Source organism: Paraburkholderia oxyphila NBRC 105797 (assembly GCF_000685075.1).
GTDB lineage: Bacteria > Pseudomonadota > Gammaproteobacteria > Burkholderiales > Burkholderiaceae > Paraburkholderia > Paraburkholderia oxyphila.
On sequence record NZ_BAYD01000008.1, the window covers coordinates 110,084 to 136,248 of the forward strand.

25 protein-coding genes and 1 pseudogene are annotated in these 26,165 nt (G+C 62.8%); 15 read left to right on the forward strand and 11 right to left on the reverse strand.

The annotated features are described in order from the left end of the window. Positions 1-68 precede the first annotated feature (68 nt). Positions 69-1,274: an MFS transporter gene (locus BO1_RS07545; RefSeq protein ID WP_028217045.1), complete on the forward strand. Its 1,206-nt coding sequence runs from the start codon at positions 69-71 to the stop codon at positions 1,272-1,274. Positions 1,275-1,386: 112 nt separating this feature from the next. On the opposite strand, the gene BO1_RS07550 is transcribed toward BO1_RS07545, so the two are convergent. From BO1_RS07550 to BO1_RS58875, 7 genes and pseudogenes are all read right to left on the reverse strand, one after another. Continuing rightward, a complete protein-coding gene (locus tag BO1_RS07550) occupies positions 1,387-2,157 on the reverse strand; it encodes a TauD/TfdA dioxygenase family protein (RefSeq protein WP_028217046.1) in 771 nt (256 codons plus the stop codon). Between the two features lie 866 nt (positions 2,158-3,023). Then, complete coding sequence (locus BO1_RS07555; protein WP_043284053.1) at positions 3,024-3,497, reverse strand: aromatic-ring-hydroxylating dioxygenase subunit beta; 474 nt, start codon at positions 3,495-3,497, stop codon at positions 3,024-3,026. Next, positions 3,497-4,759 (reverse strand): aromatic ring-hydroxylating dioxygenase subunit alpha, encoded by a 1,263-nt coding sequence (locus BO1_RS07560; protein WP_028217048.1) that lies wholly within the window; start codon positions 4,757-4,759, stop codon positions 3,497-3,499. Before BO1_RS07560 ends, BO1_RS07555 begins: the two co-directional genes overlap by 1 nt. Then, the gene (locus BO1_RS07565) at positions 4,756-5,472 is read right to left on the reverse strand and encodes a fumarylacetoacetate hydrolase family protein (RefSeq protein ID WP_028217049.1); all 717 of its coding nucleotides are present in this window, start codon (positions 5,470-5,472) and stop codon (positions 4,756-4,758) included. The genes BO1_RS07560 and BO1_RS07565 overlap by 4 nt, the downstream gene beginning before the upstream one ends. A gap of 16 nt (positions 5,473-5,488) precedes the next feature. Continuing rightward, the gene (gene gtdA, locus BO1_RS07570) at positions 5,489-6,535 is read right to left on the reverse strand and encodes a gentisate 1,2-dioxygenase (protein WP_028217050.1); all 1,047 of its coding nucleotides are present in this window, start codon (positions 6,533-6,535) and stop codon (positions 5,489-5,491) included. A 121-nt stretch (positions 6,536-6,656) separates the two neighbouring features. Beyond that, positions 6,657-6,992 (reverse strand): annotated as a pseudogene (locus BO1_RS57180) (naphthalene 1,2-dioxygenase); the annotation flags it as partial. Between the two features lie 248 nt (positions 6,993-7,240). Next, positions 7,241-7,591, reverse strand: a complete 351-nt coding sequence (locus tag BO1_RS58875) for a hypothetical protein (protein WP_156992170.1) — start codon at positions 7,589-7,591, stop codon at positions 7,241-7,243. A 396-nt stretch (positions 7,592-7,987) separates the two neighbouring features. Here BO1_RS58875 and BO1_RS07585 point away from each other — a divergent pair, with 396 nt between their 5' ends. Continuing rightward, positions 7,988-8,731, forward strand: coding sequence for a TetR/AcrR family transcriptional regulator (locus tag BO1_RS07585; RefSeq protein WP_028217052.1), 744 nt, complete (start codon positions 7,988-7,990; stop codon positions 8,729-8,731). Between the two features lie 173 nt (positions 8,732-8,904). Here the strand turns inward: BO1_RS07585 and BO1_RS07590 are convergent, their stop codons facing one another. Continuing rightward, positions 8,905-9,291, reverse strand: a complete 387-nt coding sequence (locus tag BO1_RS07590) for a DUF1330 domain-containing protein (RefSeq protein WP_218002793.1) — start codon at positions 9,289-9,291, stop codon at positions 8,905-8,907. Next, positions 9,292-10,407 (reverse strand): alkene reductase, encoded by a 1,116-nt coding sequence (locus BO1_RS07595; RefSeq protein ID WP_028217054.1) that lies wholly within the window; start codon positions 10,405-10,407, stop codon positions 9,292-9,294. 370 nt (positions 10,408-10,777) lie between these two features. Here BO1_RS07595 and BO1_RS56885 point away from each other — a divergent pair, with 370 nt between their 5' ends. After that, positions 10,778-11,605, forward strand: a complete 828-nt coding sequence (locus BO1_RS56885; protein WP_028217055.1) for an SDR family oxidoreductase — start codon at positions 10,778-10,780, stop codon at positions 11,603-11,605. Here BO1_RS56885 and BO1_RS07605 read toward each other — a convergent pair. Further along, positions 11,537-12,763 carry an MFS transporter gene (locus tag BO1_RS07605; RefSeq protein ID WP_028217056.1) on the reverse strand — a complete coding sequence of 409 codons (1,227 nt, stop codon included), beginning with the start codon at positions 12,761-12,763 and terminating at the stop codon, positions 11,537-11,539. The two genes, BO1_RS56885 and BO1_RS07605, sit on opposite strands and share 69 nt — an antisense overlap. Positions 12,764-12,939: 176 nt before the next feature. After that, positions 12,940-13,881, reverse strand: coding sequence for a LysR substrate-binding domain-containing protein (locus BO1_RS07610; RefSeq protein WP_028217057.1), 942 nt, complete (start codon positions 13,879-13,881; stop codon positions 12,940-12,942). 157 nt (positions 13,882-14,038) lie between these two features. Between BO1_RS07610 and BO1_RS07615 the strand changes: the two genes are divergently transcribed. The 12 genes from BO1_RS07615 (at position 14,039) to BO1_RS07670 (ending at position 26,161) form a co-directional block, all read left to right on the forward strand. Then, positions 14,039-14,509 carry a VOC family protein gene (locus tag BO1_RS07615; protein WP_084687806.1) on the forward strand — a complete coding sequence of 157 codons (471 nt, stop codon included), beginning with the start codon at positions 14,039-14,041 and terminating at the stop codon, positions 14,507-14,509. 59 nt (positions 14,510-14,568) lie between these two features. Continuing rightward, complete coding sequence (locus BO1_RS07620; protein ID WP_028217059.1) at positions 14,569-15,612, forward strand: SMP-30/gluconolactonase/LRE family protein; 1,044 nt, start codon at positions 14,569-14,571, stop codon at positions 15,610-15,612. Positions 15,613-15,669: 57 nt separating this feature from the next. After that, positions 15,670-16,953 (forward strand): histidinol dehydrogenase, encoded by a 1,284-nt coding sequence (hisD, locus tag BO1_RS07625; protein WP_028217060.1) that lies wholly within the window; start codon positions 15,670-15,672, stop codon positions 16,951-16,953. A gap of 7 nt (positions 16,954-16,960) precedes the next feature. Then, complete coding sequence (locus tag BO1_RS07630; protein ID WP_043284057.1) at positions 16,961-17,731, forward strand: SDR family NAD(P)-dependent oxidoreductase; 771 nt, start codon at positions 16,961-16,963, stop codon at positions 17,729-17,731. Between the two features lie 40 nt (positions 17,732-17,771). Next, positions 17,772-18,797 carry a fumarylacetoacetate hydrolase family protein gene (locus BO1_RS07635; RefSeq protein ID WP_028217062.1) on the forward strand — a complete coding sequence of 342 codons (1,026 nt, stop codon included), beginning with the start codon at positions 17,772-17,774 and terminating at the stop codon, positions 18,795-18,797. After that, a complete protein-coding gene (locus BO1_RS07640; protein ID WP_028217063.1) occupies positions 18,794-20,668 on the forward strand; it encodes a phytoene desaturase family protein in 1,875 nt (624 codons plus the stop codon). Before BO1_RS07635 ends, BO1_RS07640 begins: the two co-directional genes overlap by 4 nt. After that, positions 20,665-21,609, forward strand: coding sequence for an NAD-dependent epimerase/dehydratase family protein (locus BO1_RS07645; protein ID WP_028217064.1), 945 nt, complete (start codon positions 20,665-20,667; stop codon positions 21,607-21,609). Before BO1_RS07640 ends, BO1_RS07645 begins: the two co-directional genes overlap by 4 nt. Positions 21,610-21,675: 66 nt before the next feature. After that, entirely contained in the window at positions 21,676-22,608 is a 933-nt protein-coding gene (locus tag BO1_RS07650) for a VOC family protein (protein WP_028217065.1), read from the forward strand. Between the two features lie 24 nt (positions 22,609-22,632). After that, positions 22,633-22,995 carry a Rieske (2Fe-2S) protein gene (locus tag BO1_RS07655; RefSeq protein ID WP_028217066.1) on the forward strand — a complete coding sequence of 121 codons (363 nt, stop codon included), beginning with the start codon at positions 22,633-22,635 and terminating at the stop codon, positions 22,993-22,995. 37 nt (positions 22,996-23,032) lie between these two features. Further along, on the forward strand, positions 23,033-24,196 hold the full coding sequence (locus BO1_RS07660) for an alpha/beta hydrolase family protein (protein ID WP_028217067.1): 1,164 nt from the start codon (positions 23,033-23,035) through the stop codon (positions 24,194-24,196). A 46-nt stretch (positions 24,197-24,242) separates the two neighbouring features. After that, positions 24,243-25,376 (forward strand): FAD-dependent oxidoreductase, encoded by a 1,134-nt coding sequence (locus BO1_RS07665; protein WP_028217068.1) that lies wholly within the window; start codon positions 24,243-24,245, stop codon positions 25,374-25,376. Positions 25,377-25,408: 32 nt separating this feature from the next. Continuing rightward, positions 25,409-26,161 carry an SDR family NAD(P)-dependent oxidoreductase gene (locus BO1_RS07670; protein WP_028217069.1) on the forward strand — a complete coding sequence of 251 codons (753 nt, stop codon included), beginning with the start codon at positions 25,409-25,411 and terminating at the stop codon, positions 26,159-26,161. Positions 26,162-26,165: the final 4 nt, after the last annotated feature.

Below are 26,165 nucleotides of genomic sequence, written 5' to 3' on the forward strand. Positions count from 1 at the left end.
AGCCATCGCAAATGGCGGGAGACCCCTCGCCACACAGGGACCTTCAACCCACTACGAGATAGAGCCTCATGAGCACAAACCCCGCTTCCTTGGCCCGAGCAGGCGCCGCGCCGACGATGGCGCGCAGCCTGATCCTGCTGTTCGCGTTCAGTTGCGGCGCGATCGCCGCGAACCTGTATTACGCGCAACCCATCGTCTCGCTGATCGCCCCTGACCTGCATATGTCCGAAGGTACCGCGAGCCTGATCGTCTCGCTCACGCAAATCGGCTACGCCGCCGGGCTATTCTTCGTTGTGCCACTCGGCGATCTCGTCGAAAGCAAGCGGCTGATGATGATCAGCGCTGCGCTGTCGATTGTGAGCCTCGCTGCCGCGGCGACATTGGACGAGCCGGTTCTCTTTCTTGGGATTTCGCTGTTGATTGGCTTCACGTCGGTTGCGGTGCAACTGCTGGTCCCGCTCGCAGCGCATTTTGCGTCGTCTGAGACGCGCGGCCGCGTGGTCGGCACGATCATGAGCGGGCTGGTGCTCGGCATCCTGCTCTCGCGTCCAATCTCGAGCTTCATTGCCGGGCAGTTCGGATGGCGCGCGGTATTCGGCTTCGGCGCGGTCGTGATGACGGTCGTCACGGTCCTGCTGGCACTGACGCTGCCGGGCCGGCGCCCCAACCATTCGGCAAGCTATCTGGAACTGATCCGTTCGCTCGGGCACCTCGTCACGACGCTGCCGGTGCTGCGTCAGCGCTCACTCTACCAGGGACTGCTATTCGGATCATTTAGCCTGTTCTGGACTGCGGTACCAATCGAGCTGATGAATCACTACCATCTATCGCAGACGGCAGTCGCCATGTTCTCGTTGGTCGGCGCCATGGGCGCAACATCGGCACCCATTGCCGGGCGCCTCGCCGACGCCGGCCACACGCATCGCGCAACGGCATTCGCGCTCGCGCTGGCGGCGATCGGCTACCTGCCGGTCATGTTAGTTCCGGGCCTCGGCGTGTTTGGGCTCGTTGGCACCGGCCTGCTGCTCGACTTCGCGGTGCAGATGAACCTGGTCCTGGGCCAACGCGAAATTTTCCAGCTCGATCCGAACAGCCGCAACCGTCTGAACTCGATCTACATGACGAGCGTCTTCGTTGGCGGCGCCGTTGGGTCGGCAATCGCGAGCACGCTGTACAGACACGGCGGCTGGACCTGGGTCGCCGTCGGCGGCATGTTGTTCCCGCTCCTCGCACTGAGCCGCTTTCTGTTTTCCGGTAGCGGTGTTCGACCATGACCCGGGAGGCTGGCACGGCGATGACGACGCGCCGCATTGTGCAGCACGCGCGGCAGTCATCGACAAGAGGGCGTTTTTCGCGCGAGCCGCCACGCGCCCGGGCTACGGCCTGTCAGTTCTGATTTTTGCCCCAGTACACACCATCAGCCCGTACCGTCGTTCTGTCCAGAATACGATGCTGATCTGCCGAGATCGGCGTAGCTCGGTGGGCAACCCGGAAGTTGTCGGCAATAACGACGTCACCTTCGTCCCAATGATGGACGTAAGCGGCACCTGCGCGCGAAAGATGATCGTCGAGATCGGTTCGCAATGCCATGAACTGTTCTGGCGTATAGCCCACGACACCGCCAGTGAGGCCGACATTGAAGTACAACGATGGCTCGCGTGTCGCAGGATGCTGCATGACGAGCGGATGTTTTGTCCCGTTTCGATGCAGCGTGACGAGACCGTCGATTGCGGGCTTCCTCTCTTCCGGATAGGCCCTGTAGGCCTCCCGCAGATCGGCGAAAAGCGTCTCGCCACCCATGGCCGGCTGCGCGACCAGATACCAGATCGAAATAGGCGTCGCCGCGGCGAGGAACGAGCCATCGGAATGCCAGTAGCGGCCAACGTTCGTATGACCTTTCGCGGGCTGGCTGGCCACGCGAAAGATTTGCGGGTATTCGGCCAACTGTCCTTGACCCGGCGGAAATGTCTCGAGCGTGCCAAAGGCCTCCGACATCCTGACCTGCCCGGCAGGTGAAAGCTCCTGATTCTGGATGACCAGCAAGCCGTGCTCTAGAAGCGCTGTGCGTAACCGGTTCACATCGTCGTGCGACAACGAGGTCAGATCGGCTTCCTCAACGTGCGCGCCAAAGCCCATTTGCATCGCCCTTATCTTCATCGTTCCTCCGAATGTGCTAGCAGTTCCAGGTCTTTGCCGTGACAATGCGACCCTGTATCGATGCAGAACATGCTAGCGATAGGGGATTCAGCGAGGTAGTGTCCCGCGCGGCATAGCTTTCATTCCAGCAGGCAATGCCGCGCCGCATGGCCGGGCTCTACGAATACGATCGCTTTCATGCGGGTCAACTGGCGTCTCCACGCTGGAACATTCTTCCGTGATCTGCCCATGCTTTCCAGGAATAGCTCCTATTCCCCGTCGCAGCCTTCTACGGAAGCGGCAGCCTCGCCAAACTGACCCTATCGGTACCCGACTCCACATCACCATGGCTACTTTTCCCTCGCGCGGGCATGAATGGAACTGAAGAATTTCCTTGAATGTGTCGCTGACGTACCGCACCTCGACTCTTTGCGCGATTGTCCATTCTCTTGTGACTGTGAATACGTTGACACATGATTGATTCAGTACAACGGATGAATAAGACGTTATCGGCTTCTTCTCGCGCCCCATCGCAATCGTCTTCGCTCAACGCCGTCGCGACGGCCTTCATCGGCCACCGCTACTTCGACTCCGTTGGGCGCGCAACGCTGCCACGAGGCATAAGACAGGCCTCTCCGATTGACCTGGATCCGCCGTCAGGAGGATCACGATGAATAGCGTCCCGACAAGCGACTGCAGTGACCTTTCAGACGATGACGACCTCCGCGCGAACGGCCCCCCGCGAAACCTCGACGGCAAGGCCCACAGCGTATGGGGAAACCGTCGGCGCTCTGAACTCTACTGCGCGCCGAGCCATGCCGGCATCGACAGAGTGAGCGCTCCCGATATGACTTCCTGCCACGAAGGGCTCGCATCGGTATTCATGATCAGACCGGATAGATGATGGAGTTCGGAATCATTTCGCTGTCGTAGATGGCAAGTCTCGAGGCGAACTTGAGGCCGTCAGCTGTCGCAACAATCTCGTCGATGTAGCGGCCGGCATTGAACACCGTCGACAACTGATTCAACTTCGTCCGTATCACGGCGTAGTTGGCTTCGCTATGAATCCGACCGTTCTCAACCTTGCGCACCAGCGGCGCTCCCACAATGTGCCGTTGGTAGTACGGGTCGTGGAACAGCGTCTCCTGAATGCCATAGACGCGATCCCTGAGCATCCCCTTGCTCTCGAACGAAAGCGTGGCCAAGGGGAATCCGCGCTCGAAATTCTCCCGGGGCTGCAGTCGGTACAGGCAATCTTCGGTGAAGAATTCCGGCCACAGTGCCCAGTCGCCGGAATCAACTGCGCTCGCATAGTCCGCATACAGTTGCGTAAGCGCCATCCAGTCCCTGATGTTCTCCATCACTCCGGTGCCTCCATGACTTCACGCCAGTAGCGGTACATACCGCGGATAAGCGTGTCGCTTACCATGTGATCTGTCTCTGCAACTTCATGCCCACCAAGCTCTGCTACGGCTCGATGAAACGGCCGGGTCTCGAATGACGATTGGGAGAACTCGATTACCTCGCCGTCGTCGGCCGAGACGAAGCCTGCAGGACCAAACAGGTTGGCCTGCCGCAGCCGTCGCTGGGTCATTTCCTCCGAGTCGTCTTCAAATCCGAAGTGCGTCCAGAAGAAGTCGAACGAGCCGTGCCCATTGGGCTGGATCTGGCGCGTCGAAACGCTGTTCACGGACTGCTGGAGAATGACACTCGGGAAGATGGTCGTCATCACGGCGGTCGGGCCGCCCCACCACGGCTCCTGCACAATATCAAGGAAGCGCGGATCGTTGAGTTGCATGTCCTCCTTGAAGCGCGCGACTTGCGACACTTCCGACGTCTTCAGAGAGTTGCCTCGCGTGGAAATCATCGCCGCATGGCGATTGTGCTCGTCCATCTTTAGCGCCGAACGGTTGTCGGCTCGCCAAAGTCCGAAAGTCACGAACCACGTGTGCAGCAAACCCGGATGATAGGAATCCTTGATGTTTTCCTGCATCAGCTTCCAGTTGCCCGGAATGCGCTGTCGGTTGTAGCCGAGAATCTTGAGCTTCCGACCATTGAACGTCCGGTCGAAACATTCAAGGATCGTCGGTCCGAGGAAGTCCTCGAACGACTCAATGTCGTGGTCGAAGGACGCAAAGACAACGCCGCCGCGCGTGGCAACCTTGAGTTTGGTCAGGCTGTGGTCTTCGAGCCTGAAATCGGACGGCATGCCGCCATGAACCTTGCCGTCCTGCTTCACACCGCGACGGAACGGCACGCCCTGCAGATCGCCCTCCAGCGTGTAATTCCACTGGTGGTACGGGCACGTGAACCCCTCCTTGCGGTTGCCGTGGCGCTCCCTGCAAAACGCCATGCCACGGTGGGCGCACGCGTTCTCGATGACATTGACGTTGCCGTCCGCGCCGCGGACCATGATGACCGAGCGCTCGCCGATAGTCGTGCGCGTAAAATCACCCGGGTTGGGAATTTCCGCTTCCAGGCCGACGTAGCACCAGTGCTTGCGATAGAAGAACCGCTCTAGTTCTTTCTTGTAGATCGACTCGTCGGTGTACGCCATGAACGGGATACGGCTGGTACCCTCGTTTTCCCACTTGATGGTCTGGGGGAATACGGTGGATGTCATTGCGCGCCCCCCTTCGCCTGCTGGTCCACAGTCACGAACACTTCGGTCAGTCCATCGATACGGCCACGCATCATGTCGCCGGCCAGGACTGGACCCACACCTTCGGGGGTTCCCGTCATGATCAAGTCGCCGGGTCGCAGCGCTTCATAGCGCGAGAGGTGCGCGATGCACTCAGCGGTCGACCAGATGAGCTTCGCGACGTTGGACGACTGTTGGACAGTCCCGTTGACCGTGAGCTCGATCGCTGCGGCGTCGACGTGGCCACCATCCGCGACGGTATGCAGGGCGCCGATCGGCGCCGAGTCACTGAAGCTCTTCCCGAATTCCCACGGCCGGCCGGCGTCGCGGGCCGCGAGCTGCAGATCGCGACGGGTCATGTCGAGGCCCACGGCATAGCCGAACACATGTTCAAGCGCCTGGGCCACCGGAATCTCGAATCCGCCCTTATCGATAGCAACCACTAGTTCGACCTCGTACTGGTAGTTCGAGGTCATTGACGGATAGGAAACCGATATTGGCGCCGCTGCGTCGACGATCGCGCTCGCTGGCTTCATGAAGAAGAACGGCGGATCGCGATCGGGATCCTTACCCATCTCTCGCGCATGCGCAGCATAGTTGCGCCCAACGCAGAAGACGCGGTTGACGGGGAAGCGCTGAGAGCGGCCATGGACGGTCAGCGTATAAATGGGCGCAGCCGGAACTGCGAATTCGATTGGGTTTGTCATTGCATTACTCCCGCGCTTCGCGCCAAAGGCCGAGCGCCTGATGAACCGGACGGTCACTGAAACTGAACAAATGCGTATCCGACGTCGCGTGGATGCGCAGCACGTTCCACGAGGGAACGACAAAGATATCGTTGGTGCCGAAGCGAAGGAGTTCGCCGTCGATCTCGGCTTCGCCCGAGCCTTCCAGACATACGTAGACGGTGCCGTCCGTGCACCGATACGGCCGCGTCTCAAAGCCGTCAGGAAGACGCTGAGCGTAGGCGCCGATCGTCGGCATCGGAGACCCGCCAGTGGCAGGATTTACGTAACGCAACTTGAAGCCGAGGTGCGAGTCCGGCTCGCCGTGCGCGATGCCCAGCAGTGACTCCCGGGCGCGTTCATAGGGGTAGACGAATACCGGGCTCGGCGAAACAGCGGCTGGTTGATAATCGATCGGCAACATATTGGCGCCGTAGCGCTTCAGGGCGTCGCCTTCCGGTTTCGCCTGCAACTGGGCTGCCACGCTGGACCTTTCCGAAAAACTGGCATCGAGCGTGCGCACGAGCGGCACGTCGAGTCCGTCAAGCCAGATGGCGGGCTGGATACCAGGATTGCCGTGGTCATGCCATGTCCAAGCCGGCGTGAGGATGAAGTCACCGCGGCGCATCGTCGTGCGCTCTCCGTCCACCGCGGTGTAGGCGCCCTCCCCTTCAAGCAGGAGACGCAGTGCCGACTGCGTGTGCCGGTGCGCTGCGGCCACTTCGCCAGGCATGATCAACTGCAGGCCTGCGTACATCGTCTGTGTGATTGCGGAGCGTCCGCGCAGCGCCGGGTTCTCCAGAATCAGGACACGGCGCTCTGCCTCGGCCGCGCTAATGAGGCGGCCCGCTTCCATGAGGGGCTCTCTCACCTCTGCGTAGCGCCACAGCGCCGGCACCACCGGAGAGACGGGCTCCGGCGTGACCAGTCGGTCGAGAACTTCCCACAGCGGAGTCAAGTTCTGTTTGTCGATGCGATCGTAGTACTCGCGTCTTGCCTGCACTTGCGCAGGTTCTATGGTGTGGTCACGCATGTGATTGTCTCCGGATTACGAGCCGCTCGCATAAAACGCGTCGGCGTAGACATGCTCGGGTGGTACCCCGCGCTGTTTGAGAAGCCGTGTGGCGGCCTCCCCCATCGGTGGCGAACCGCAGAACCAGACGCACGTGGAACTCCAGTTCTTCATCCGACGGGAGGCGGGCCATCGAGTACGGCCGAATGTGATTTGGCGAGAACTGGACCTGCGCGTATTGCCCGGGAGAAAACGACAGGGGTTTTGCCGGTCGCAGAACGATGCGCTTGATGTCGTGCGTCATGTCTTCGACTGCCACGACCGAGGCCTTCAGCACGCGTGCGGGATGAACGACCACCTCGTCCGGCTCGGGAACCTCGATCTCGCAACTTTCAGTCAATAGACTCATGCGTGCGAACAGATTGGCACCTGGCGGGACAGTCAGCGTGCGATCAAGGGGACGGACGACGAGCTCCATGGCATTTATTCTCAGCAAAAGCGGCAGTGGCTAAATCATAGAAACCGGCCTGACATTGGTAAAGACGATATCGTCAATTTTGAACATTGATACGGTGAATGATGTGATCGAACTGAACGAGAACGTCTCCAGACGACGTGGTCACCGTCGATCCATTGTGGGTCGGCGTACAGGGGACTACACCAATGTCTGCCCTTCTTGCCGTTATATCCTGCTCACCCGGCATATACCGGGCAAACGTATTTTTCTCAGTTTTTGCATGAGATTTTTGAATGGGAAAAGGACAGTTTGAATTCCATCAGCAATCCGGGTGCGATGGCTAGCAGGCTCGCACTGCAGACAAACGAAAACGTCTCACGAGCAAAACGCACTTTGGAAACTGCAGCGACTCCCGTGCCGATCACTACGAGCTTCAAAAGAGATAATGCGAGCAGCCGTGTGGGTGAATCAGACACACCTGTCTCTGGCAGCGTTTCGAGCAACGACCATCCACAGATGACAAGTACGCGAGTATTGAACAATCGCCTGGAAAATACGCTGACTGTCCCTGCATCGTTCTGAAAGCGGTGTTCTTCACAGGGGAGGGTCGTCGTACCCATTGGCCACCCCATCCATCATTTCCCTTGCTCACCACTTTTCCCCAGATGCGTAGCGACGCACGACGGCCTCGCTCGTCATGAGCTCAAGGTAGTCGTTGAGGCCGTTGAAAACCATTGTACAAACGGGTATCCTGGCTTCTAAACGAGGATGTGCGACTTATAGAGCCGTATATCCGGTGGGATCCGGGAACGCTCGTCTCCACCCTTTTATTGGACTTGCCGAGCGCCCCTTTTGCGGATGCACAGCCAGTCGGTAGAAGTCGAACACGGGCCGCATCTCCCTGCGTCGGCCACCGCGGATGGCGATTCGATAGCTGACTTGCACTAGCGTTCTTGCGGCCGCCCTGGCTGCTATAGTTTGTGCCAGACGATCGATCACCCAACACGAAAAGCGATATGCCAGCCCAGAAGCGGCCCGCGGCCGCGAAACCCCAGTTTGCCGAACAGGTTCGCTCAAGCGAACCTGTCAGGCCCATCACGCCGCCGGCTCGCCGCATGGCGCCAGAGGAACGCGAACAGCAGATCGTGGACAAGGCCATCGAGCATTTCGCCACACATGGATTCTCCGGCAGCACGCGCGAGCTCGCAAAGCAAATCGGCGTGACCCAGCCTCTGCTGTACCGGTACTTCCCCAGCAAGGAAGCGCTCATCGACCGCGTGTACAGTGAGGTCTATCGATGGGACCCCACGTGGGAGAAGCTGATCGTCGACCGCAGCCTTCCGCTGCAGGAGCGTCTTTGCTCGCTGTACAAGGCGTATTCGCAGGTTATCTTGCAGCGCGAGTGGATACGCACCTTCATCTTCGCGGGACTGACCCGCGAAGGCATCAACAAGCGCTATCTGGAGAAGCTGCGCGAGCGCGTATTTCAGCCCGTCATGGCCGAGATCCGCGACACTTACCGTCTTCCGGCCCCCACCACTCCGGCTGAGCGGGAAGCGGAACTGGAACTGATCTGGAGCCTGCACGCGAGCATCTTCTATGTCGGCGTGCGCAAGTGGGTTTATGGCCTGCCCGTGCCGAAAGACATGGACGCTCATGTCGAGCGCCAGGTAGACGCGTTCCTGAACGGCACGCCGACCGCCCTGAAGAATGTAATCCGGGAACCGGCAGCGAAGCGTTTGCGCGCGCGCCGCACCTGAAACGACGCTCCGGCGCGTGCGTCTCCTTTCCGGCCGACAGCCGCTCGTCAATTCCTGACCGCCTCAACGCCAGCCAAGGGCCGGGGCGACGTGCGTGAGGATTGATGCAAGCACGGCCGCTTTCATCACGACGCCCCGTCGGCATACTCAACGACAATCGAGGTGCCAGCGGACTACTCAGTTCCTTCAACGATGAAGACCCGGTAGTCGGCGCCAGCATGTCGATGTGCCGCCGCCTCCTGACAGGCTTCGCTGTTGTACCAGCGTCGAGCTTCCTCGACGGTCGGGAACTGCAGGATGGCGGCACCCTCCATTGCCAGCCCCTCAAGCATCTCGTGCTTCCCGTAGAGGGTCAGAAAAGACACGTTGTGCCCATTCGCAGCGGCCGGCGCCTTACGGCCATAAGCCTCAAGCTCCGCCTGGTTTGTCAGCGACCATGATCGAACTCTCCTTACGATGTAAGCTGGCGCCTCGCGTCCTGAGAGAGCACGGCTTCGACGGTTCAGGGGGCCGAACGGTCGACGACCGCCGTGCCCCCACGCTTCCCCTGCGCAATTGATTCAAGCAGCGACCGCGTCGGCGCGCGACGTGTAATCGGTATAACCGCGGGCGTCGCCGCCGTAGAACGTCGACCGATCGTATCGCGTGAGCGGCGCGCCGGTGCGCAGCCGCTCCGGAAGATCGGGGTTGGAGATGAACATGCGGCCAAAGGCAACGAGGTCCGCGTGACCATCGGTGACGATCTGCTCAGCACTCTCGCCCGTGAAGCCGCCGGCAGCGATAATCGTGCCCTTGTAGATCCGGCGAATGTCCTTCGATGTGACGTCGACGTCCGTCGTCTCCTGCTCGACGATGCCGCGAATGCGAGGCTCGATCACGTGGACATAGGCCAGGTCATACTGGTTCAGTCGGTCCGCCACATAACCAAAGGTCGCATGTGGATTGCTGTCGGACATCGTGCCGTAAGTGCCGCTCGGCGACAGACGAACGGCCACACGGCCCGCCCCCCAGACGGAAACGACCGCATCGAGCGTGTCGAACAGGAAGCGCGCCCGGTTCTCGATCGAGCCGCCGTACTCGTCGTCGCGATGGTTCGTCCCGTCGAGCAGGAACTGCTCGAACAGGTAGCCGTTCGCGCTGTGGAGTTCGATGCCGTCAAATCCAGCCCGCTTCGCAAGTTCGGCGCCGTGGCGGAACTGGTCAACAATGCCGGGAATCTCGGCCTTTTCGAGCGGACGCGGTACGATCAGCTCCGCCTCGGCGATCTGCCCGCTGTCGTCGCGAATCGCCGCGTGCTCGAGCGAACGCAACGCCGAAGGCGCAACCGGCGTGATGCCGCCGGTATTTGCCGGATGCGCCTGACGGCCTGCGTGCCACATTTGCAGGAAGATGCGGGCGCCCTTCGCATGAACGGCCTCGATCACCCGTTTCCAGCCCCTGACCTGTTCCTCGGTATAGATCCCCGGGGCGTCAACGTAGGCGATGCCGAGCGGGGACACCGCCGTTGCGTCGGTGATGAGCAGCCCCCCTTCCGTCGCGCGCTGCGTGTAGTACTCCACCATCAGATCGCCAGGGACGTTGCCCGGATCGGTACGCATTCTCGTGAGCGGCGCGAGCACCACCCGATGTTGAAGTTCGAAACGGCCGACTTGCGTACGGCTGAAGAGCTTGCCCATGGAGACATCCCCAAAAGAGTGTGAAGTGCGAATATATTGACCGCAAGTGCCCACGGGCAGTAGGGACCATGACGCAATAGCTATAATTCCTGAGCGGAATAGGGAGCGCTTACTCGCGACAGCCGAGTTCTGGCAATCCGGATACCGGCACGAAGGTGCTTCTCACGCGCTTGCGCTTTGACGTCGAAACAGAAACAGCACTCACACGTGATATGCAGTAGCATTCCGATCTGGAATTATTGATATATCTCGCGGCCAGCTTCTCTTCGCGTTCCAGATTGGAGAAGATTCGGTGCGGAAGTGACCGCATGCGCGCATCTGCCGACGCAACCAGCCCATATCTTGCCTGAATCACCAACCAGAGACTGCAATGGAACAAGTCCGTAAAGTGGCGCTCGTAACAAACGCCTCTGACTATGCGGGTCCGCCGGCAGCGACCGCACTTCTCGAGGGGGGGTTCCAGGTACTGGTCGAGGACGACACGTTCGAAGATGAGTCAACTTGGCAAGGATTCCTGAATGCCCACCCTGGCGTGAGCCGTATCGATGCTGAGACACCCGAGCAACGCCTGGACGTTATATGGCGTACCTATGGACGTCTGGACGTCATCGTCAGCAATGACCACTTCCCCGCAATTCACCGCCCGTCGCCTGAGGTGACGCTGGATGACCTGCGGCAGACGCTTGAGAAGCTCGTTGTTGACCCGTTCGCACTTATCAGAGCGGCGATCCCTCGATTGCACGCTCAAGGGGGAGGAAACATCGTCATGGTCACGTCGTGCCGGACACACCTCCCAATGTCCGGCGGAGCTATTCCGGACGCGGCTCGAGCGGCCGCCAATGCACTTGTGCGTTCCTTTGCCATTGAACTCGCGCCACTCAACATTGCGGTCAATGCCGTTGCTCCGAACTTCCTCTACAGCGAAGCCTACTACCCGCGCGCGACGTTTGTCGAGAATCCGATCGGACGCGATTACGTGACATCTGAAGTCCCGATTGGCCAACTTGGGCGTCCAGATGAAATTGGAGAGCTGATCAGATACCTTGCGTCAACCGAGTCTCGCTTCCTGACGGGTGCAGTTGTCGACTTCTCTGGTGGGTGGCCCGTTTCAAAAGCGAGACCGATTCGCTCAGCCGAGTTTCAGACGGCGCACGCGCAGCAGCGATCCCGTCACGCACACCCCCGCAAGCACGAATAGCGCAATTCCCCAGGCCTGTACGACCGCGAAGCGCGATCCCCAGTGCATGACCATGCCCATGACGATGATCGGACTGCAGAAGTAGCCGATGAACTGTGCAGCCGTGAACGCACCCGTCCCAAAGCCGCGGCGCGCGAACGGCATCGAGCGCAGGCCCCAGCTCACCAGCGCGGGCAGTGCGATGCCGCAGCCGAGGCCGTTGATCGCGCCGCCCACCGTCAGCATCGTCTCGTCGTGCGCCGTGCCCATGCAGACGAAGCCGAGCCCGCACACGAGCAACCCCAGCACGAACTGCTGGAGCACCGGGCTGCGGCTCGCAATGAACCAGCCGAAGCCGAGTGTGCCCACGATGATTCCGGCGCTGTTCATTGCATAGGCAAAGCCGATTGCGCTCGTTGAATGCACGCCGAGTTGAACGAGCATGAACGAAAGATGCACCGGCACGATCATGAACACGAGTCCAACGCCGAATGCCGCGAGGCAGATCAGCGCGAGCAGCCACGGCCGGAATTCGGGCTCGTCGGCGGCGCCACGTTCATGGCCATCGGGAATCGTGCCGCGCGTGTCCCAGATGAAAATCTGCACGAGCGGCGCGAGCAGCAGCGGCAGCGCATACGCGATGAACGGTGCGCGCCAGCCGTAGGCCCCCAGCACGCCGCCCATCAGGTTGAAGACGAAGGCCGAGGTCGAAGCCACCGTGACCTGCAGTGCCGCATAGCGGTCACGCTTCGCGCCCGTGAAGTAGTCGCCGATGAACGACGTGCTCACGGTCATTGCCGCGGCTTCCGCGAATCCGACCAGCGCGCGGCTCGCGAGAATCGTATGAATCGAGTCGAGATAGAGCGGCGCGGTGCCGGCGATCGCATAGAGCACCAGCGAGCCAACCAGCACGCGCTTGCGGCCGATCTTGTCGCTGACTGCGCCGATCACCATCGCCAGCGCGCCGAGCACGAGCATCGGCATGGTCACGACCACGGGCACCAGCGTTTCGATGCCGGGCACGCTCGCGAAATGCTGCTGCATCGCGGGCAGCACCGGGCCGATCACCGTTGGCGCCAGCGTGCCGCAGATTACTGTGCTCAACAGAATGAGCGCGTGAAGGACGTTCGCTTCGCGATTCGCCGGCGCACCGGCGCGCCTTTCCACCTGGACATGCATGAGGTCGTCTCCGTTTTATTCAAAGTGGGGCACACGGTGCTGCCATGCAGAACCGCACGCTTCCCGTTTGTGTGAGACGAATGATTCCGCCCGCAACGTTACGACACAATCAGATTGCGTTGACAAGACCATTTGATGTCGTCGAATCGATGCCCCCGCTTCACGTCGCGCGGGCGTCAGCCACGTTGCTGGAGCGCTGCGCCGGGCGCCTGCGCGCTCGCTTGCGCCTGCTCCAGCAGCACGCGGCGCAGCCATGCATGCGCCGGGTCGCCGTCGTTGATCGCGTGCCACTGCATCATCTCGACGAGCGGCGGCAGGTCCATCGGCAGCGGCAGCACGCGCAGCGGCAGGAAATGCGCGTAGATCTTCGCAAGCCGTGTGAGCACGGTCGCAATGCGCGTCGTGCCGATGACCAGTTGTGGCAGCGTGCTGAAATTGGTGGTCGTCACTTCGATATTGCGCGAGATGCCGCGGCTCGCCAGCAGAAACCCTTCGACGCTCGCACTGCGGCTGTCCCCGAAAGTCGCGGCGACGTGGCCCAGTTCGCCGTACTGTTCGGCTGTGAGCGTCTCGCCGACTAGCGGGTTGCCCTCCCACACCACGCAACTGTAGGTTTCCTCAAAGAGCGCCTGCGAGGGGTGATCCGGGTTGACCGACACGCTCGGATAAATCACCAGATCGAGTTCGCCGCGATCCAGCCGGTCGGGCACATCGTCGGTCATGTTGGCGATGTGCAGCGTGATGCCCGGCGCCTCGCGCTGCAGGCGCTGAACCACATCGATCAGCAATACTGTCGTCAGGTAGTCCGACGCGCGTATGACGAAGTTGCGACGCGCCTGCGCCGGGTCGAACTCCAGCCGCGCGACCACCGTCGACTGCACGCGCAGCAGAATTTCACGTACCGGCTGCGCGAGACTGCGCCCCAGCGGCGTGAGTTCCATGCGCCGCCCCACCTGCATCAACAGCGGATCGTTGAAGTACTCGCGCAAGCGGCCCAGCGCGCTGCTCGTTGCCGACGCGCCAATGTGCAGCCGCTCGCTCGCGCGCGTGACGCTGCGCGTGTCGAGCAGCGCATCGAGCGCGACCAGCAGATTCATGTCGAAGTGACCCAGTCTCATGGGGCGCACTATCCCGCAATCATCCGATTGCATCAATGCGTGTTTCCACTAGGAATTGATGGAAGCGACAAGTGAATCACCCTACAGTACGTCCATACGGAATGATTCATCGGGCCTTCGCTTGCGTCGGCTCCAAACAGAGCCGGAGACAACCCCCATGCAGTCGGTGCCTTTCACGCAGCTTCGCGAGCCATCCCAACCGCTGCTTCCCATGTTGCGGCCCCATCACTTTGGCATCAGCGTGCCCGACCTCGATGCCGCGGTCGACTGGTATGGCCGCATGCTCGGCTTCACCCTGGAGCAGCAACTCACCGTCGAAAAGATTCCCGCGCGCATCGCCTTCGTGCGCCGCGATCACTACCGCATCGAGCTTTTCGAAGTGCCGGGCGCCGCGCCCCTGCCCGCCGAACGTCGCGAGCCGAACCTCGATCTGCGCACGCACGGCAACAAGCACATGTGCTTCGAAGTGCCCGACGTGAGCGCGGCCGTGGCCGCACTACGCGAGGCGGGCGCCGACATCGCCTTCGAACTGAAGGTGGACGGCAATCCCACCGCCTTCATTCGCGACCTGAGCGGCAACCTGATCGAGCTGCTCGAACCGTTCGCCGCCGATCGCGATCTTCGCTGAATCGGCTCGCCAAGTCCCTTACAGGTCTTACTTTCACACGCTCACGCGCATCCGTTCCCATGACGACTTCGCATAACCCGCTGCATGGCTGGCAGGTCAACCGCAACGACATCCGCATGGTCGGCCACGATCTGCTGCGCCCCGAATGCATTCTCGCCGAGCCCGACGGCACGCTCTGGACCGCCGACGCACGCGGCGGCGTCGTATGCATCGCACCCGACGGTACGCAAACGTTGATCGCGCAACAAAATGAGCATGCGCAGAAGCCCTCTTCGCAGGACGCGAAGCAACTCATGCTGGGCGGCACGCTGCCCAATGGCCTCGCCTTCGATCGCGACGGCAACATCGTCATCGCGAACTTCGGCACCGATGCCATCGAACTGATGACGCGTGAAGGGGCTTCGCGCACGCTGTACGACAGCATCGACGGCAAGCCGCTCGGCAAGACCAACTTCGTGCTCACCGATACGCGCGGGCGCATCTGGTTCACCGTGACCACGCGCCAGCTGCCGTGGACTCGTTCGATCAACGAAAAAACCGCCGACGGTTACGTGGGCCTGATCGACGAAAATGGTATCCGCATCGTCGCGGACGGCTTTGTGGGCACGAATGAGATTCGCCTCGACGCAAACGAGGAATGGCTCTACGTTGTCGAGACCAACGCGCGCCGCATCTCGCGTCTGCGCGTGCAGGACGACGGTTCGCTCACCGACCGCGAGATCTACGGCCCGCATGATCTGGGCGGATTTCCCGACGGTTTCGCATTCGACGCGCACGGTAATCTGTGGATCACGCTGATCCTCACTGAGAAGCTCATCGCCCTCACGCCCGAGGGCGAAGTCCTCACGCTGCTCGACGACGGCAACCCCGAAGCCATCGCGCGTTACGAAGAACACTATCGCAACGGCAGCACGACGCCCGAACTCATGGGCGCCTGCCGCGGCACACTCGCTCCGATGATGGCGAGCCTCACGTTTGGCGGCCCCGACTTGCGCACCGTGTATCTGGGGAGCCTTGGCGGCAACACGCTCGCGAGCTTCCGCTCGCCCGTGCCGGGCCTGCCGCTCGCGCACTGGCACGCATCGCCCACGCACGCCGGATAACGAATTCGCGGCCCGCGCCGCGCCACGATTTCACCTTATCTGCACGGATAGAACGACATGATCGAACATCTCAAGAAGGGCCAGACGGCCCAGGTCAAAGCCGACAACAACGCGCAAGTGCGCATGACGGTCGAGAAGATCATCGCCGACATCGAAGCACGCGGCGAATCCGCCGTTCGTGAGTATTCCGAACGGTTCGACAAATGGAACCCCGAGAACTTCCGGCTCTCGCAGCAAGAGATCCAGGCGTGCATCGACGCGCTTTCGCCGCAAGCGATCGAGGATATCAAGTTCGCCCAGGCGCAGATTCGCCGCTTCGCGCAAATCCAGCTGCTTTCGCTGCGCGACGTGGAAGTGGAAACGCTGCCCGGCGTCGTGCTCGGCCACAAGAACATTCCGGTGAATTCGGTGGGCTGCTACATTCCCGGTGGCAAATATCCGCTGCTCGCTTCGGCCCATATGAGCGTGCTCACCGCGAAGGTCGCTGGTGTGAAGCGCGTAATTGCCTGCGCGCCGCCGTTCGACGGCAAGCCTTCGTCGGAGATCATCGCGGCGATGGCGCTCGCGGGTGCCGACGAAATCTACGTGATGGGCGGCGTGCAAGGCGTAGCCGCGATGGCGCTCGGCACGGAACACATCGCGCCCGTCGACATGATCGTCGGCCCCGGCAATGCGTTCGTTGCCGAGGCGAAGCGCCAGCTTTATGGCCGCGTGGGCATCGACCTGTTCGCGGGTCCGACCGAAACGCTCGTGATCTGCGACGACACCGTGGACGCCGAACTGGTGGCCGTCGATCTGCTCGGCCAGGCCGAACACGGCCCGACGTCGCCCGCGTATTGCATCACGACGAGCAAGAAGATTGCCGCCGAATTGCCCGCTGCGATCGAAACCGTGCTCGCGCGCCTCGATACCGCGCCCGTTGCCAGCGTCGCGTGGCGCGACTATGGCGAGATCATCGTGTGCGATACCGACGAGGAAATGCTTCAGGAAGCCGAGCGCCTGTGCTCCGAGCACGTCCAGGTCATGACGCGCGACCCCGACTGGTTCCTGCAGCGCATGACGAACTACGGCGCGCTGTTCCTCGGGCATCGCACCAACGTTTCTTACGGCGACAAGGTGATCGGCACGAACCACACGCTGCCGACGATGGGCGCGGGGCGCTACACGGGCGGCCTGTGGGTCGGCAAGTTCATCAAGACGCACAGCTACCAGCGCATCCTCACCGACGAAGCCTCGGTCAAGATCGGCGAAGTGTGCTCGCGGCTGTGCGCGCTCGAGCACTTCTCGGGCCACAAGGAGCAGGCCGATATTCGCGTGCGCCGCCTCGGCAAGCGCGATTGAGGCCGGCATGACAACGTTCACCACCCCTTCCGGCGAACGCCCGGTCGCGCTCGTGACCGGCGCGACGGGCGGCCTCGGCGAGCAGATCTGCCGCACACTCGCGCAGGCGGGCTGCGCCGTCGTCGCCGGGTATCGCAGCTCGGCCGACGTGGCGCAAACGCTAGTTGCGCAACTCGACGGCGTGGGTCATCGCGCGCTCGCCGCGCCCGTCACGGACAGCGCCGCACTTGCGCGCCTGGCCGACGCCGTCGCCACGCATTACGGCCGCTGCGACGTGCTCGTGAACTGCGCGGGCACGACACGCTTCGTCGCCCACGACGATCTCGACGGCATGAACGACGCGCTCATCGACGACGTGCTCGCGACCAACGTGCGCGGTCCGTTCGCGATGGTGCGCGCGCTGCGCCCGCTGCTCGCGAAAAGCGCGCTCGCGGGCGGCGCGGTCGTCGTCAACATCTCGTCGATCGCGGCGCAAACGGCAATGGGCAGCAATGTGATTTATTGCGCCTCGAAGGCCGCGCTGGACAATCTCACGAAATCGCTGGCACGCGCTCTGGCCCCGCAGATTCGCGTGGTTTCGGTGTCGCCTGGACTCGTCGACACCGAGTTCGTGAAGTCGATGGACACCGCCTGGCGCGACGAGCAAGCGGCGCGCACGCCGCTCGGCCGCCTCGCCGATCCGCAGGAAATCGCGCAAGCCGTGCTCGCCGCCGCGCGCGATCTGCGTTTTAGCACCGGCTGCGTGCTGCCAGTCGACGGCGGCCGTCCACTGCGCTAAAAGAGTCAACATCAAAGAGACAACGAAGGAGACAGCCAACATGAAACTTGCGTCGCTCAACACCGGTCACCCCGATGGCGCCTTGATCGTCGTCTCGCGCGATCTCCAACGTGCGGTTCGCGCAACCGCCATTGCGCCGACGCTGCGCGCCGCGCTCGATGACTGGTCGCGTGCAGAACCGGCCTTGCAGGCACTCTACAATGCGCTTGACGCGGGCACGGCTGCCGATGCATTCGGGTTCGACCCTTATGCTTGCACAGCGCCGCTGCCGCGCACGCATCAGTTCATCGACGCCTCGGCCTTCCTCAATCACGGCCGCATCATGACGCAGGCGTATCACCCGGAGAAGAAGTCGGACCCGTCGATTCCCGTGTTGATCCAGCGCCAGGCCGATGACTTCGCGGGCCCGCACGACGACTACGCCTTCCCCGACGAAGCCGACAACTGCGACTTCGAAGGCGAAGTGGGCGTGATTCTCGGCGACGTGCCGATGGGCACGCGCCCCGCCGACGCGCTCGCCCACGTGCGCCTCATCACGCTGTTCAACGACGTGAGCATGCGCAAGCATCTCTTTCGCGAACTCGGCATGGGCTTTGGCTTCATCCTCGCCAAGCCCGCTACGGCTTTCGCACCCGTGGCGGTCACGCCCGACGAACTCGGCGACGCATGGCGCGACGGCCGCGTGCAGCTCGACCTGGAGGTCGCGCGCAACGGCGAGCGCTTCGGCGCGCCGAACGGCCGCGAGATGAGTTTCGGCTTTCACGACCTCATTGCGTATATCGCGTACAACCGCAATCTGCGCGCGGGCATGCTGCTCGGCTCCGGTACGTTCTCGAACGCTGATTATCGGGCGACGGGTTCGGCGTGCCTCGCGGAGCAACGCGCCATCGAAACGCTGGAACATGGCGAATCGCGCACGCCGTGGCTGCAATTCGGCGAACGCTTGCGCTTCGAAATGAAAGACCGTGACGGCCAGTCGATCTTCGGCGCCATCGATCATCGCTTCGTGCAGGCGGCTTATGTGAATCAACAAGCAACAGTGGAAAAGGCAGGAGCAAGCGCATGAGCGAGCAATACGACATCGTCGCGATGGGCGCGGGGCACAATGGCCTCGTCGCCGCCGCGTATCTTGCGAAAGCGGGCAAGAAAGTGCTCGTGCTCGAACGCAAGGCATGGCCCGGCGGCGGCGTGAGCACGCGCGAACTGAACACGCCGGGCTACTGGCACGACGAGCATTCGAGCGTGCACATCATGATCCAGGGCAATCCGATGCTGCGCCAGGACGAGTTGGGCCTGCTTTCGGAACACGGCCTGAAGTACCACTATTCACCCGTGCCGCATGCCACGATCTTTCCCGATCAGTCGGTGCTGTTCACGTACAAGGACATCGACAAGACCTGCGAATGTTTCGCGAAGGTTTCGCAGAAAGACGCCGACACCTACCGCGAATTCGTGAAGATGAGCCAGCAGGTCCTGCAGATGTTCATGCCGGGTCTCTATGCGCCGCCGCCTCCGCTGGGCGAACTCGTCGCGATGCTCGATCGCAGCGACGAAGGCCGCCTCATGCTCGACTACATGAATCGCGATTGCCTCGATCTCGTGAATCAACTCTATGAGAGCGACAAGATCAAGATTCATCTGCTGCGCCTCGTGAGCGAAAACCTGCAGGCGCCGAACGAACTCGGCACCGGCATGGGTGTGCTGCTGATGCCAGGCATCATCCACACGTATAGCGTTTCGCAGCCCATCGGCGGCAGCGGCAAGCTGACCGAATCGCTCGTGCGCTGCATCGAATCGTACGGCGGCGAAGTGCGCTGCAATGCCGAGGTCGCGAAGATACTGACGAGCGCGGGCCGGGCCAGCGGTGTGCAGCTTGCGAGCGGCGAAACGATCCTCGCGAAAGACGCCGTGATCGGCGCGATTCATCCGCACGTGATTCGCCGCTTCGTGGAAGGCGTGCCAGAGCCGGTGCTCAAGCGCGCGGAACGCGCCACGCTCGCGCCCTTCTCGATCATGGTGAGCCACTATGATCTCAAGGAGAACGCGCGCTATTACGCGGGCGAGGAAGTGGGCTACGCCACCATGCTCGAGTTCATGGCGACTGACAAACTCGACGACATGCTCGCTGATTTCGACGACCTCAAGCGCGGCCTCATCACCGAGCGCCGACTGTGCGCGGGCGGCGACGAAAGCATCGGCGACAAGACGCGCGTGCCGGCCGGCAAGGGCATGTTCCACGGCATCACGTTCGCGCCGTACAGCGTGAAGGACAAGCGCTGGGCCGGCCGTCACTGGGACGAGTTCAAGGAAGAGATCGGCGATCTCTCGCTTGCGCACTATCGCCAGTTCGTCTCGAACCTCACGAGCGAGAACATCGTCGCCCGCAGCATCGTGAGCCCCGTCGATCTCGAGCGCTCGAGCCCGAACAGCATGATGCGCGGCGACTTGCACGGCGTGGCGCCCTACTTCTACCAGAGCGCAGGCCATCGGCCCACGCCCGACCTCGGGCAGTTCACCGTGCCCGGCGTCGAGCGCCTCTATCTCGCGGGGCCGTTCCAGCATCCAGGCGGCGGCGTGTACGGCGCGGGCCGCGCCACGGCGATCAGGATGTTCGAGCAACTCGGCATGGACTTCGGCAGCGTGGCGAAGGGCGCGCGCCAGGACAGCGGCGTTCCTGCCACCGCCAACCACGTGAACGGTCGCGCTGCGAAGAAGGAAGGCATGGTGCTGCGCGGCCCAGCCGACGAAGAGCTGATGCACGTGGAGTCGCTCGAGCGCGTAGGCAACGAACTCGTCATCAAGGGCAAGAGCTTCGGCACCATGCCGATGGAAGCGCGTCTCGATGCCGCTTCGGCACGCGCCGGGTTGAAGATGCTCGGCGCTTCGCGCCTTGCCTTTCTCGCGACGCTACCGTTTCGCAAGGGAGGTGCGCAATGAGCCATGTCGTCGTTACTGGCGCACAGGGCTTCGTGGGCCGCGCGCTCGTCAAGCGGCTGCTCGCTGATGGCATTGGCAGGCGCGCCGTGTCGAAGCTCACGCTTCTCGATATCGGCTTCGACGCCGCGCCCGCGGACGCGCGCGTGAATCAGATCGCGGGCAGCATCGCCGACGCTGAAGTTCGCGCACAGGCCTATGCCTCGCCAGTGGACGCCGTGTTCCATCTCGCGAGCATTCCCGGCGGCGCAGCGGAGCGCGACTACGCACTCGGCCGCGCGATCAATCTCGACGCCACGCTCGGCCTGCTCGAAGACTTGCGCGGCCAGCCGCGTGCGCCGCGCTTCGTATTCGCGAGCACGGTCGCCGTTTATGGCGAAAAGCTGCCCGAGGTCGTCGACGAACAGACGCTGCCGGCGCCGGCGTTGAGCTACGGCGCGCACAAGCTGATGGGCGAGGCGCTGGTCGCCGATGCCACGCGACTCGGCTGGGTTCAAGGCTGCTCGCTGCGCCTGCCCGGCGTAGTCGCGCGGCCCGGCGACGGCGCCGGTCTGATGTCCGCGTTCATGAGCCAGCTCTTCTGGAAGCTCGCCGCAAACGAACCGCTTACGGTCCCCGTCTCGCCCGAAGGCGTCGCGTGGTGGATTTCCGTGGGCGCGTGCGTCGACAACCTGCTGCATGCGGCGAGCGTAGATGCGGAGCGCTTCAACGCCCGGCGCAGCTATCAGATGCCGGTGCTGCGCCTCACCATCGCCGAAGTGGTCGATGCATTGGCCGCGCGCTTCGGCAGCGAACGCAAAGCGCTCGTGACCTACGCGCCCGACCCGTTCGTCGAGCGGCTCTTTGCAGCCTATCCGCCACTTTTCACGCCCGAAGCCGAACAGCTCGGCTTGCGCCACGACGGCGGCGTGGACCGGCTGATCGAACGCGCAATGGCGCACTGACCCTACCCGCTTCATCAGCACCGCAATGCAAGCGGTGCACGCGGCAAATAAAAAGGATTACTTATCATGCAGATCGTTGGACTTGAATTCCTCGTCTTCGGTATCGACGACATGGCGGGAGCGCGCCAATACCTGCTCGATTACGGCCTCGACGAAGTCGAATACGACCCCGTGCGTGGCGGCGTTTTCACCGCGCTCGATGGCACGGGCCTCGTGATGCGCGCCGCCGATGATCCGCGCCTGCCGCCGTTGCCGCCCAAAGCGGCCACGCCCAGCCTGCGCGAAACGGTCTACGGCGTGGACAACGCAGACACGCTCGCCACGATCCGCGCGCATCTCGAAGCCGAGCGCGCGGTGCAGGTGGACGAAGACGGCACCGTGCATTGCATCGACGACGCGGGCTTCGGCGTCGCGTTCATGGTCACGCAGCGGCGACCGTACGAAGCCCGCTATCTGGGCTTCAACGTACCCGGCCAGCCGCCGGGCCGCGCACCCAATGACTGCGCAGCGAATCACGGTGAACTCATCAAGCCGCGCACGCTCTCGCACGTGGTGTATTTCGTCGAAGACGTGAAGAAGGCTGAGGCGTTCTACGCGCGACTCGGCTTCACCGTGACCGACCGCTTCAATCATCTCGGCCCGTTCATGCGTCCCGCCGGCACGAACGACCATCACACGCTTTTCATGATCGAGAGCCAGAACGATCACATGATCGGCTGCAATCACTTCACGTTCCACCTCGGCTCGTCGGGCGAAGTGCTGCAGCACGGCTGGAACTTCGTGAAGAAGGGCTACCAGACTTTTTGGGGACCGGGGCGTCACGTGCTCGGCAGCAACTACTTCTGGTATTTCAACAGCCCGTTCGGCGCGACGATCGAGTTCGACGCCGACATGGACCTCCACGATGAAACCTGGACGCCGCGCGCCGTCGATCCCGGCGCCGACAACTCGCAGATCTTCCTGTTCGACGCCCGCAACAAATGGGCACCGGGCGAGTAAATGCAAGAACGAGGGAATGCAAGCATGACCGCGCGCGCTGACGAACGTCTGCTTTGCAGACTCGAGGACATCCCCGATGGCGGCGCGCGCGGCCTGCTGCGCGCAGGTCTCGACGATCAGTTGTGCGTCGTGCGCCATGGCGCCGAGGTGTTCGCGTGGCTCAACGACTGCCCGCATGAGCATCGGCCCATGGAATACCGCCGGGACCACTTTCTTTCGGGCGATGGCACGCACATCGTCTGCTACGCGCATTCGGCGCACTTCGACATCCGCACGGGCCTGTGTTTCGCGGGGCCGTGTGCGGGCCAGTCGCTCGTCAAGGTGCCCACACGCGTGGAGAACGGCGAGGTGTGGATTGCCGCCGAACTGCCCTCGATCTTCGACTGAAACCAAACCACCGAATCACCACCGGACCGAGACCACCATGTTCCAGTACTTTCCCACCAACTACGTGTGGAGCCTTTCGACGATGATCGCCCTCACGCACGGCGGCAACATCGGCGAGGTCGATGCGATGTGCGCACCGCTGCGCGACGCCGCGCTGGCCGGCGACGATCCCGGCACGGTCGCGTTCTACGAGGCATGGAAGGCCGGCGCCGACAAGCTCTCCGCACTTGCCGACGAAGATCTCGCGCGCGGCCACACGCTTTCCGCCGGAGAAAAATATGCGCGAGCGGGCCTGTATTACGGCGTGGCCGAGCGCATGCAGGCACATGGTTTCGAAGCGCGTCTCGCCATTTACCGCCGCTCGCTCGAACAATTCGAGCGCGGCCGCACGCTGGGCCGCGAGAATTGCGCGCGCGTGGAAATCCCCTATGGCAACACGCATCTCGCCGCGCTTTACGTGCGTGCAGAGGGCTTGCAGCCCGGACACCGCGCGCCAGTGGTCGTCGTCATGAACGGACTCGATTCGACCAAGGAGATGCTGCAAAAGAGCGTGATGGGCACGATGTTCGCGCGGCGTGGTCTCTCGGCGCTGTTCGTCGATCAACCGGGCACCGGCGAAGCCTTGCGTCTGCAAGAACTTCACGCCGTGCACAACACGGAAATCTGGGCCGCGACGCTTGTCGACTGGCTCGAACAGCACGTGGAAGTGGACGCACGCCGCATCGGTGCGCTCGGCGTGTCGCTCGGTGGCTACTACTGCCCGCGCGCGGTCGCGTTCGAGCCACGCTTTGCCTGCGGGGCCGTGTGGGGCGCCAACCACGACTGGCGTGCGGTGCAGCAGGCGCGCCTGAAGCGCGAAGGCGAAAATCCAGTGCCGCACTACTGGAAGCACGTGCAATGGGTATTCGGCGCGAAGGATCAGGACGACTTCTTCGCCAAGGCCGAACACATGCATCTGAACGGCGTGCTCGATCGCATCCGCGTGCCGTTTCTCGTCACGCACGGCGAGAACGATCGCCAGATTCCACTCAAGTACGCGCACGAAACTTTTGATCAACTAGTCAATTGTCCGAAGAAAGATCTCTTCATTTTCACGGAACGCGAAGGCGGCGTCGAACACAGTTCGCTCGACAATCCGCTGCATGCCGGCAACCGCATTGCGGACTGGCTCGCAGAACAACTGGGCGGCACGCTCGCCTGAGCCCTGACACAAACACCTACGCAAACGATAAATACCGGGAGACACCATGGCACTCGTCAACAAGGTTCTGATCGTCGGAGGCGGCATCGGCGGCATGTGCGCGGCGATCCTGCTGCGCCGGCAAGGCATCGACGTCGACCTCGTCGAACTCAATCCTCAATGGGCCCCCGACGGCGCGGGCATCACCATCAGCGGGCCGACGCTGCGCGCACTGCGCGAAGTCGGCGTTGTCGATGAAGTGCTGCGCGTCGGCGGTTCGTGGCGTGCCGTCGACTTCTGCGACGCGAGCGGCCAGCTCACGGCCACCGTGCCGATCGCGGCGGCCCACGGCGCCGATGACCTGCCCGGCGGCGCGGGCATCATGCGCAGCGCACTCGCCGCCATCCTCGCTGATGCAACGCGCAGCGCGGGTGCAGGCGTGCGTCTTGGCGTGAGCTTCGAGACGCTCGCACAGGATGCCGAAGGCGTGGACGTCGGGTTCACCGACGGCAGCCGCGCGCGCTACGATCTCGTGATCGGCGCGGATGGCGTGAACTCCGCGGTGCGCCGCTACGTGAAGCCGGATTTCGCGGGGCCGCAGTTCACGGGCCAGGGATCGTGGCGCGCCGTGGTGCCGCGGCTGCGCGAGAACTCATCGATCTACATGGGCAAGACCACCAAGGCCGGCATGAATCCGATCAGCGCGACGCAGAGCTATTTGTTTCTGCTCGACAAGCGTGAGGGTATGGACTTCATCACGCAGGACAAGTGGCCGCAACTGCTCGCCGGACTGCTCGAAGAATTCGACGGACCGCTCGCCGAACTGCGCGAGGGCTTGCTCGACGGAACGCTCGAGGATCACCGCGTTTTGTACCGGCCGCTCATGGGGCATATGATCGATGGTCCATGGCATCGCGGGCGCATCGTGCTGCTCGGCGACGCTGTGCACGCCACGACGCCGCATCTGGCCTCCGGCGCGGGCATCGCCGTCGAGGGCGCGCTCGTGCTCGCCGCCGAACTGGCGCGCCGCCATTCGCTCGAAGGCGCGCTGCTCGCCTATGCGGGCCGCCACTACGATCGTGCGCGGCTCGTCGTGTCCGCTTCCGGTCGTCTGGGCGAGATCGAACGTGCGGGCGGCTCGCGCGACGAGCATACGCGCACCATGGTCGATGCGATCCAGGCGCTGCGCGAGCCGATCTGAAGCGCCGCAACATTGAATCTACGGAATCCGTCATGACAGCTTTCACTACCAACAACGGCCGCGTGGCGGTCGTCACAGGGGCCGCGGGGGGCCTGGGCACCGCCTTTGCCCTGCGCCTTGCCGCCGCGGGGCACACGCTCGTGCTGACCGACCGCGAACCATGCGAGACGCTCGCCGCGCGCATCGAAGCCGAGGGCGGCCGCGCCATCGCCCTGCCCTGCGATTTGAGCGAACCGGCGGATGTCGCGCGCTTTGCTTCACGCGTGCTCGAGCAGACCGGCAAGGTCGACGTGCTCGTGAACAACGCGGCCTTCATGCCAATGGCGCCGCTCGCCGATATCACCGCGACGCTGTGGCGGCAGATCATGACCGTCAATGTGGATGCGCCGTTTCTACTCGCGCAGGCGTTTTTCGCAGGCATGATCGAGCGCGGCTGGGGCCGCATCGTCAATCTCGCTTCGAGTACCGTGTGGGGGCCGCCGCCCGGCATGAGCGCCTATGCGAGCAGCAAGATGGCGGTGATCGGGCTCACGCGCGCGTTGGCGGCCGAGCTTGGCGCGCATGGCGTCACCGTCAACGCCATCTCGCCGGGATTGACGCGTCATCCGGGCAGCGCGGCGAATCTGCCGCCCGAGGCGTTCGAAGCCGTGCGTGTGCGTCAATTCATTCCGCGCACCGAAGAGCCCGACGACCTGACCGGCGCGCTCGCGTTTCTCGTTTCCGACGATGCGCGATTCGTCACGGGCCAGGTGCTCAATGTGGATGGCGGCGGTTTCGGATTCTGACTGT

What these genes read in the sequence shown, in the direction of transcription:
- BO1_RS07605 (WP_028217056.1), bottom strand. Translation starts at nt 12,763, where the DNA reads ATGCATGTCCAGGTGGAAAGGCGCGCCGGTGCGCCGGCGAATCGCGAA.
- BO1_RS07615 (WP_084687806.1), top strand. Translation starts at nt 14,039, where the DNA reads ATGCAGTCGGTGCCTTTCACGCAGCTTCGCGAGCCATCCCAACCGCTG.
- BO1_RS07545 (WP_028217045.1), top strand. Translation starts at nt 69, where the DNA reads ATGAGCACAAACCCCGCTTCCTTGGCCCGAGCAGGCGCCGCGCCGACG.
- BO1_RS07670 (WP_028217069.1), top strand. Translation starts at nt 25,409, where the DNA reads ATGACAGCTTTCACTACCAACAACGGCCGCGTGGCGGTCGTCACAGGG.
- BO1_RS07645 (WP_028217064.1), top strand. Translation starts at nt 20,665, where the DNA reads ATGAGCCATGTCGTCGTTACTGGCGCACAGGGCTTCGTGGGCCGCGCG.
- BO1_RS07585 (WP_028217052.1), top strand. Translation starts at nt 7,988, where the DNA reads ATGCCAGCCCAGAAGCGGCCCGCGGCCGCGAAACCCCAGTTTGCCGAA.
- BO1_RS07595 (WP_028217054.1), bottom strand. Translation starts at nt 10,407, where the DNA reads ATGGGCAAGCTCTTCAGCCGTACGCAAGTCGGCCGTTTCGAACTTCAA.
- BO1_RS07640 (WP_028217063.1), top strand. Translation starts at nt 18,794, where the DNA reads ATGAGCGAGCAATACGACATCGTCGCGATGGGCGCGGGGCACAATGGC.
- BO1_RS07660 (WP_028217067.1), top strand. Translation starts at nt 23,033, where the DNA reads ATGTTCCAGTACTTTCCCACCAACTACGTGTGGAGCCTTTCGACGATG.
- gtdA (WP_028217050.1), bottom strand. Translation starts at nt 6,535, where the DNA reads ATGCGTGACCACACCATAGAACCTGCGCAAGTGCAGGCAAGACGCGAG.
- BO1_RS07620 (WP_028217059.1), top strand. Translation starts at nt 14,569, where the DNA reads ATGACGACTTCGCATAACCCGCTGCATGGCTGGCAGGTCAACCGCAAC.
- BO1_RS07550 (WP_028217046.1), bottom strand. Translation starts at nt 2,157, where the DNA reads ATGAAGATAAGGGCGATGCAAATGGGCTTTGGCGCGCACGTTGAGGAA.
- BO1_RS56885 (WP_028217055.1), top strand. Translation starts at nt 10,778, where the DNA reads ATGGAACAAGTCCGTAAAGTGGCGCTCGTAACAAACGCCTCTGACTAT.
- BO1_RS07665 (WP_028217068.1), top strand. Translation starts at nt 24,243, where the DNA reads ATGGCACTCGTCAACAAGGTTCTGATCGTCGGAGGCGGCATCGGCGGC.
- BO1_RS07560 (WP_028217048.1), bottom strand. Translation starts at nt 4,759, where the DNA reads ATGACATCCACCGTATTCCCCCAGACCATCAAGTGGGAAAACGAGGGT.
- BO1_RS58875 (WP_156992170.1), bottom strand. Translation starts at nt 7,591, where the DNA reads ATGGGTACGACGACCCTCCCCTGTGAAGAACACCGCTTTCAGAACGAT.
- BO1_RS07610 (WP_028217057.1), bottom strand. Translation starts at nt 13,881, where the DNA reads ATGAGACTGGGTCACTTCGACATGAATCTGCTGGTCGCGCTCGATGCG.
- BO1_RS07630 (WP_043284057.1), top strand. Translation starts at nt 16,961, where the DNA reads ATGACAACGTTCACCACCCCTTCCGGCGAACGCCCGGTCGCGCTCGTG.
- BO1_RS07655 (WP_028217066.1), top strand. Translation starts at nt 22,633, where the DNA reads ATGACCGCGCGCGCTGACGAACGTCTGCTTTGCAGACTCGAGGACATC.
- BO1_RS07555 (WP_043284053.1), bottom strand. Translation starts at nt 3,497, where the DNA reads ATGGAGAACATCAGGGACTGGATGGCGCTTACGCAACTGTATGCGGAC.
- BO1_RS07650 (WP_028217065.1), top strand. Translation starts at nt 21,676, where the DNA reads ATGCAGATCGTTGGACTTGAATTCCTCGTCTTCGGTATCGACGACATG.
- hisD (WP_028217060.1), top strand. Translation starts at nt 15,670, where the DNA reads ATGATCGAACATCTCAAGAAGGGCCAGACGGCCCAGGTCAAAGCCGAC.
- BO1_RS07635 (WP_028217062.1), top strand. Translation starts at nt 17,772, where the DNA reads ATGAAACTTGCGTCGCTCAACACCGGTCACCCCGATGGCGCCTTGATC.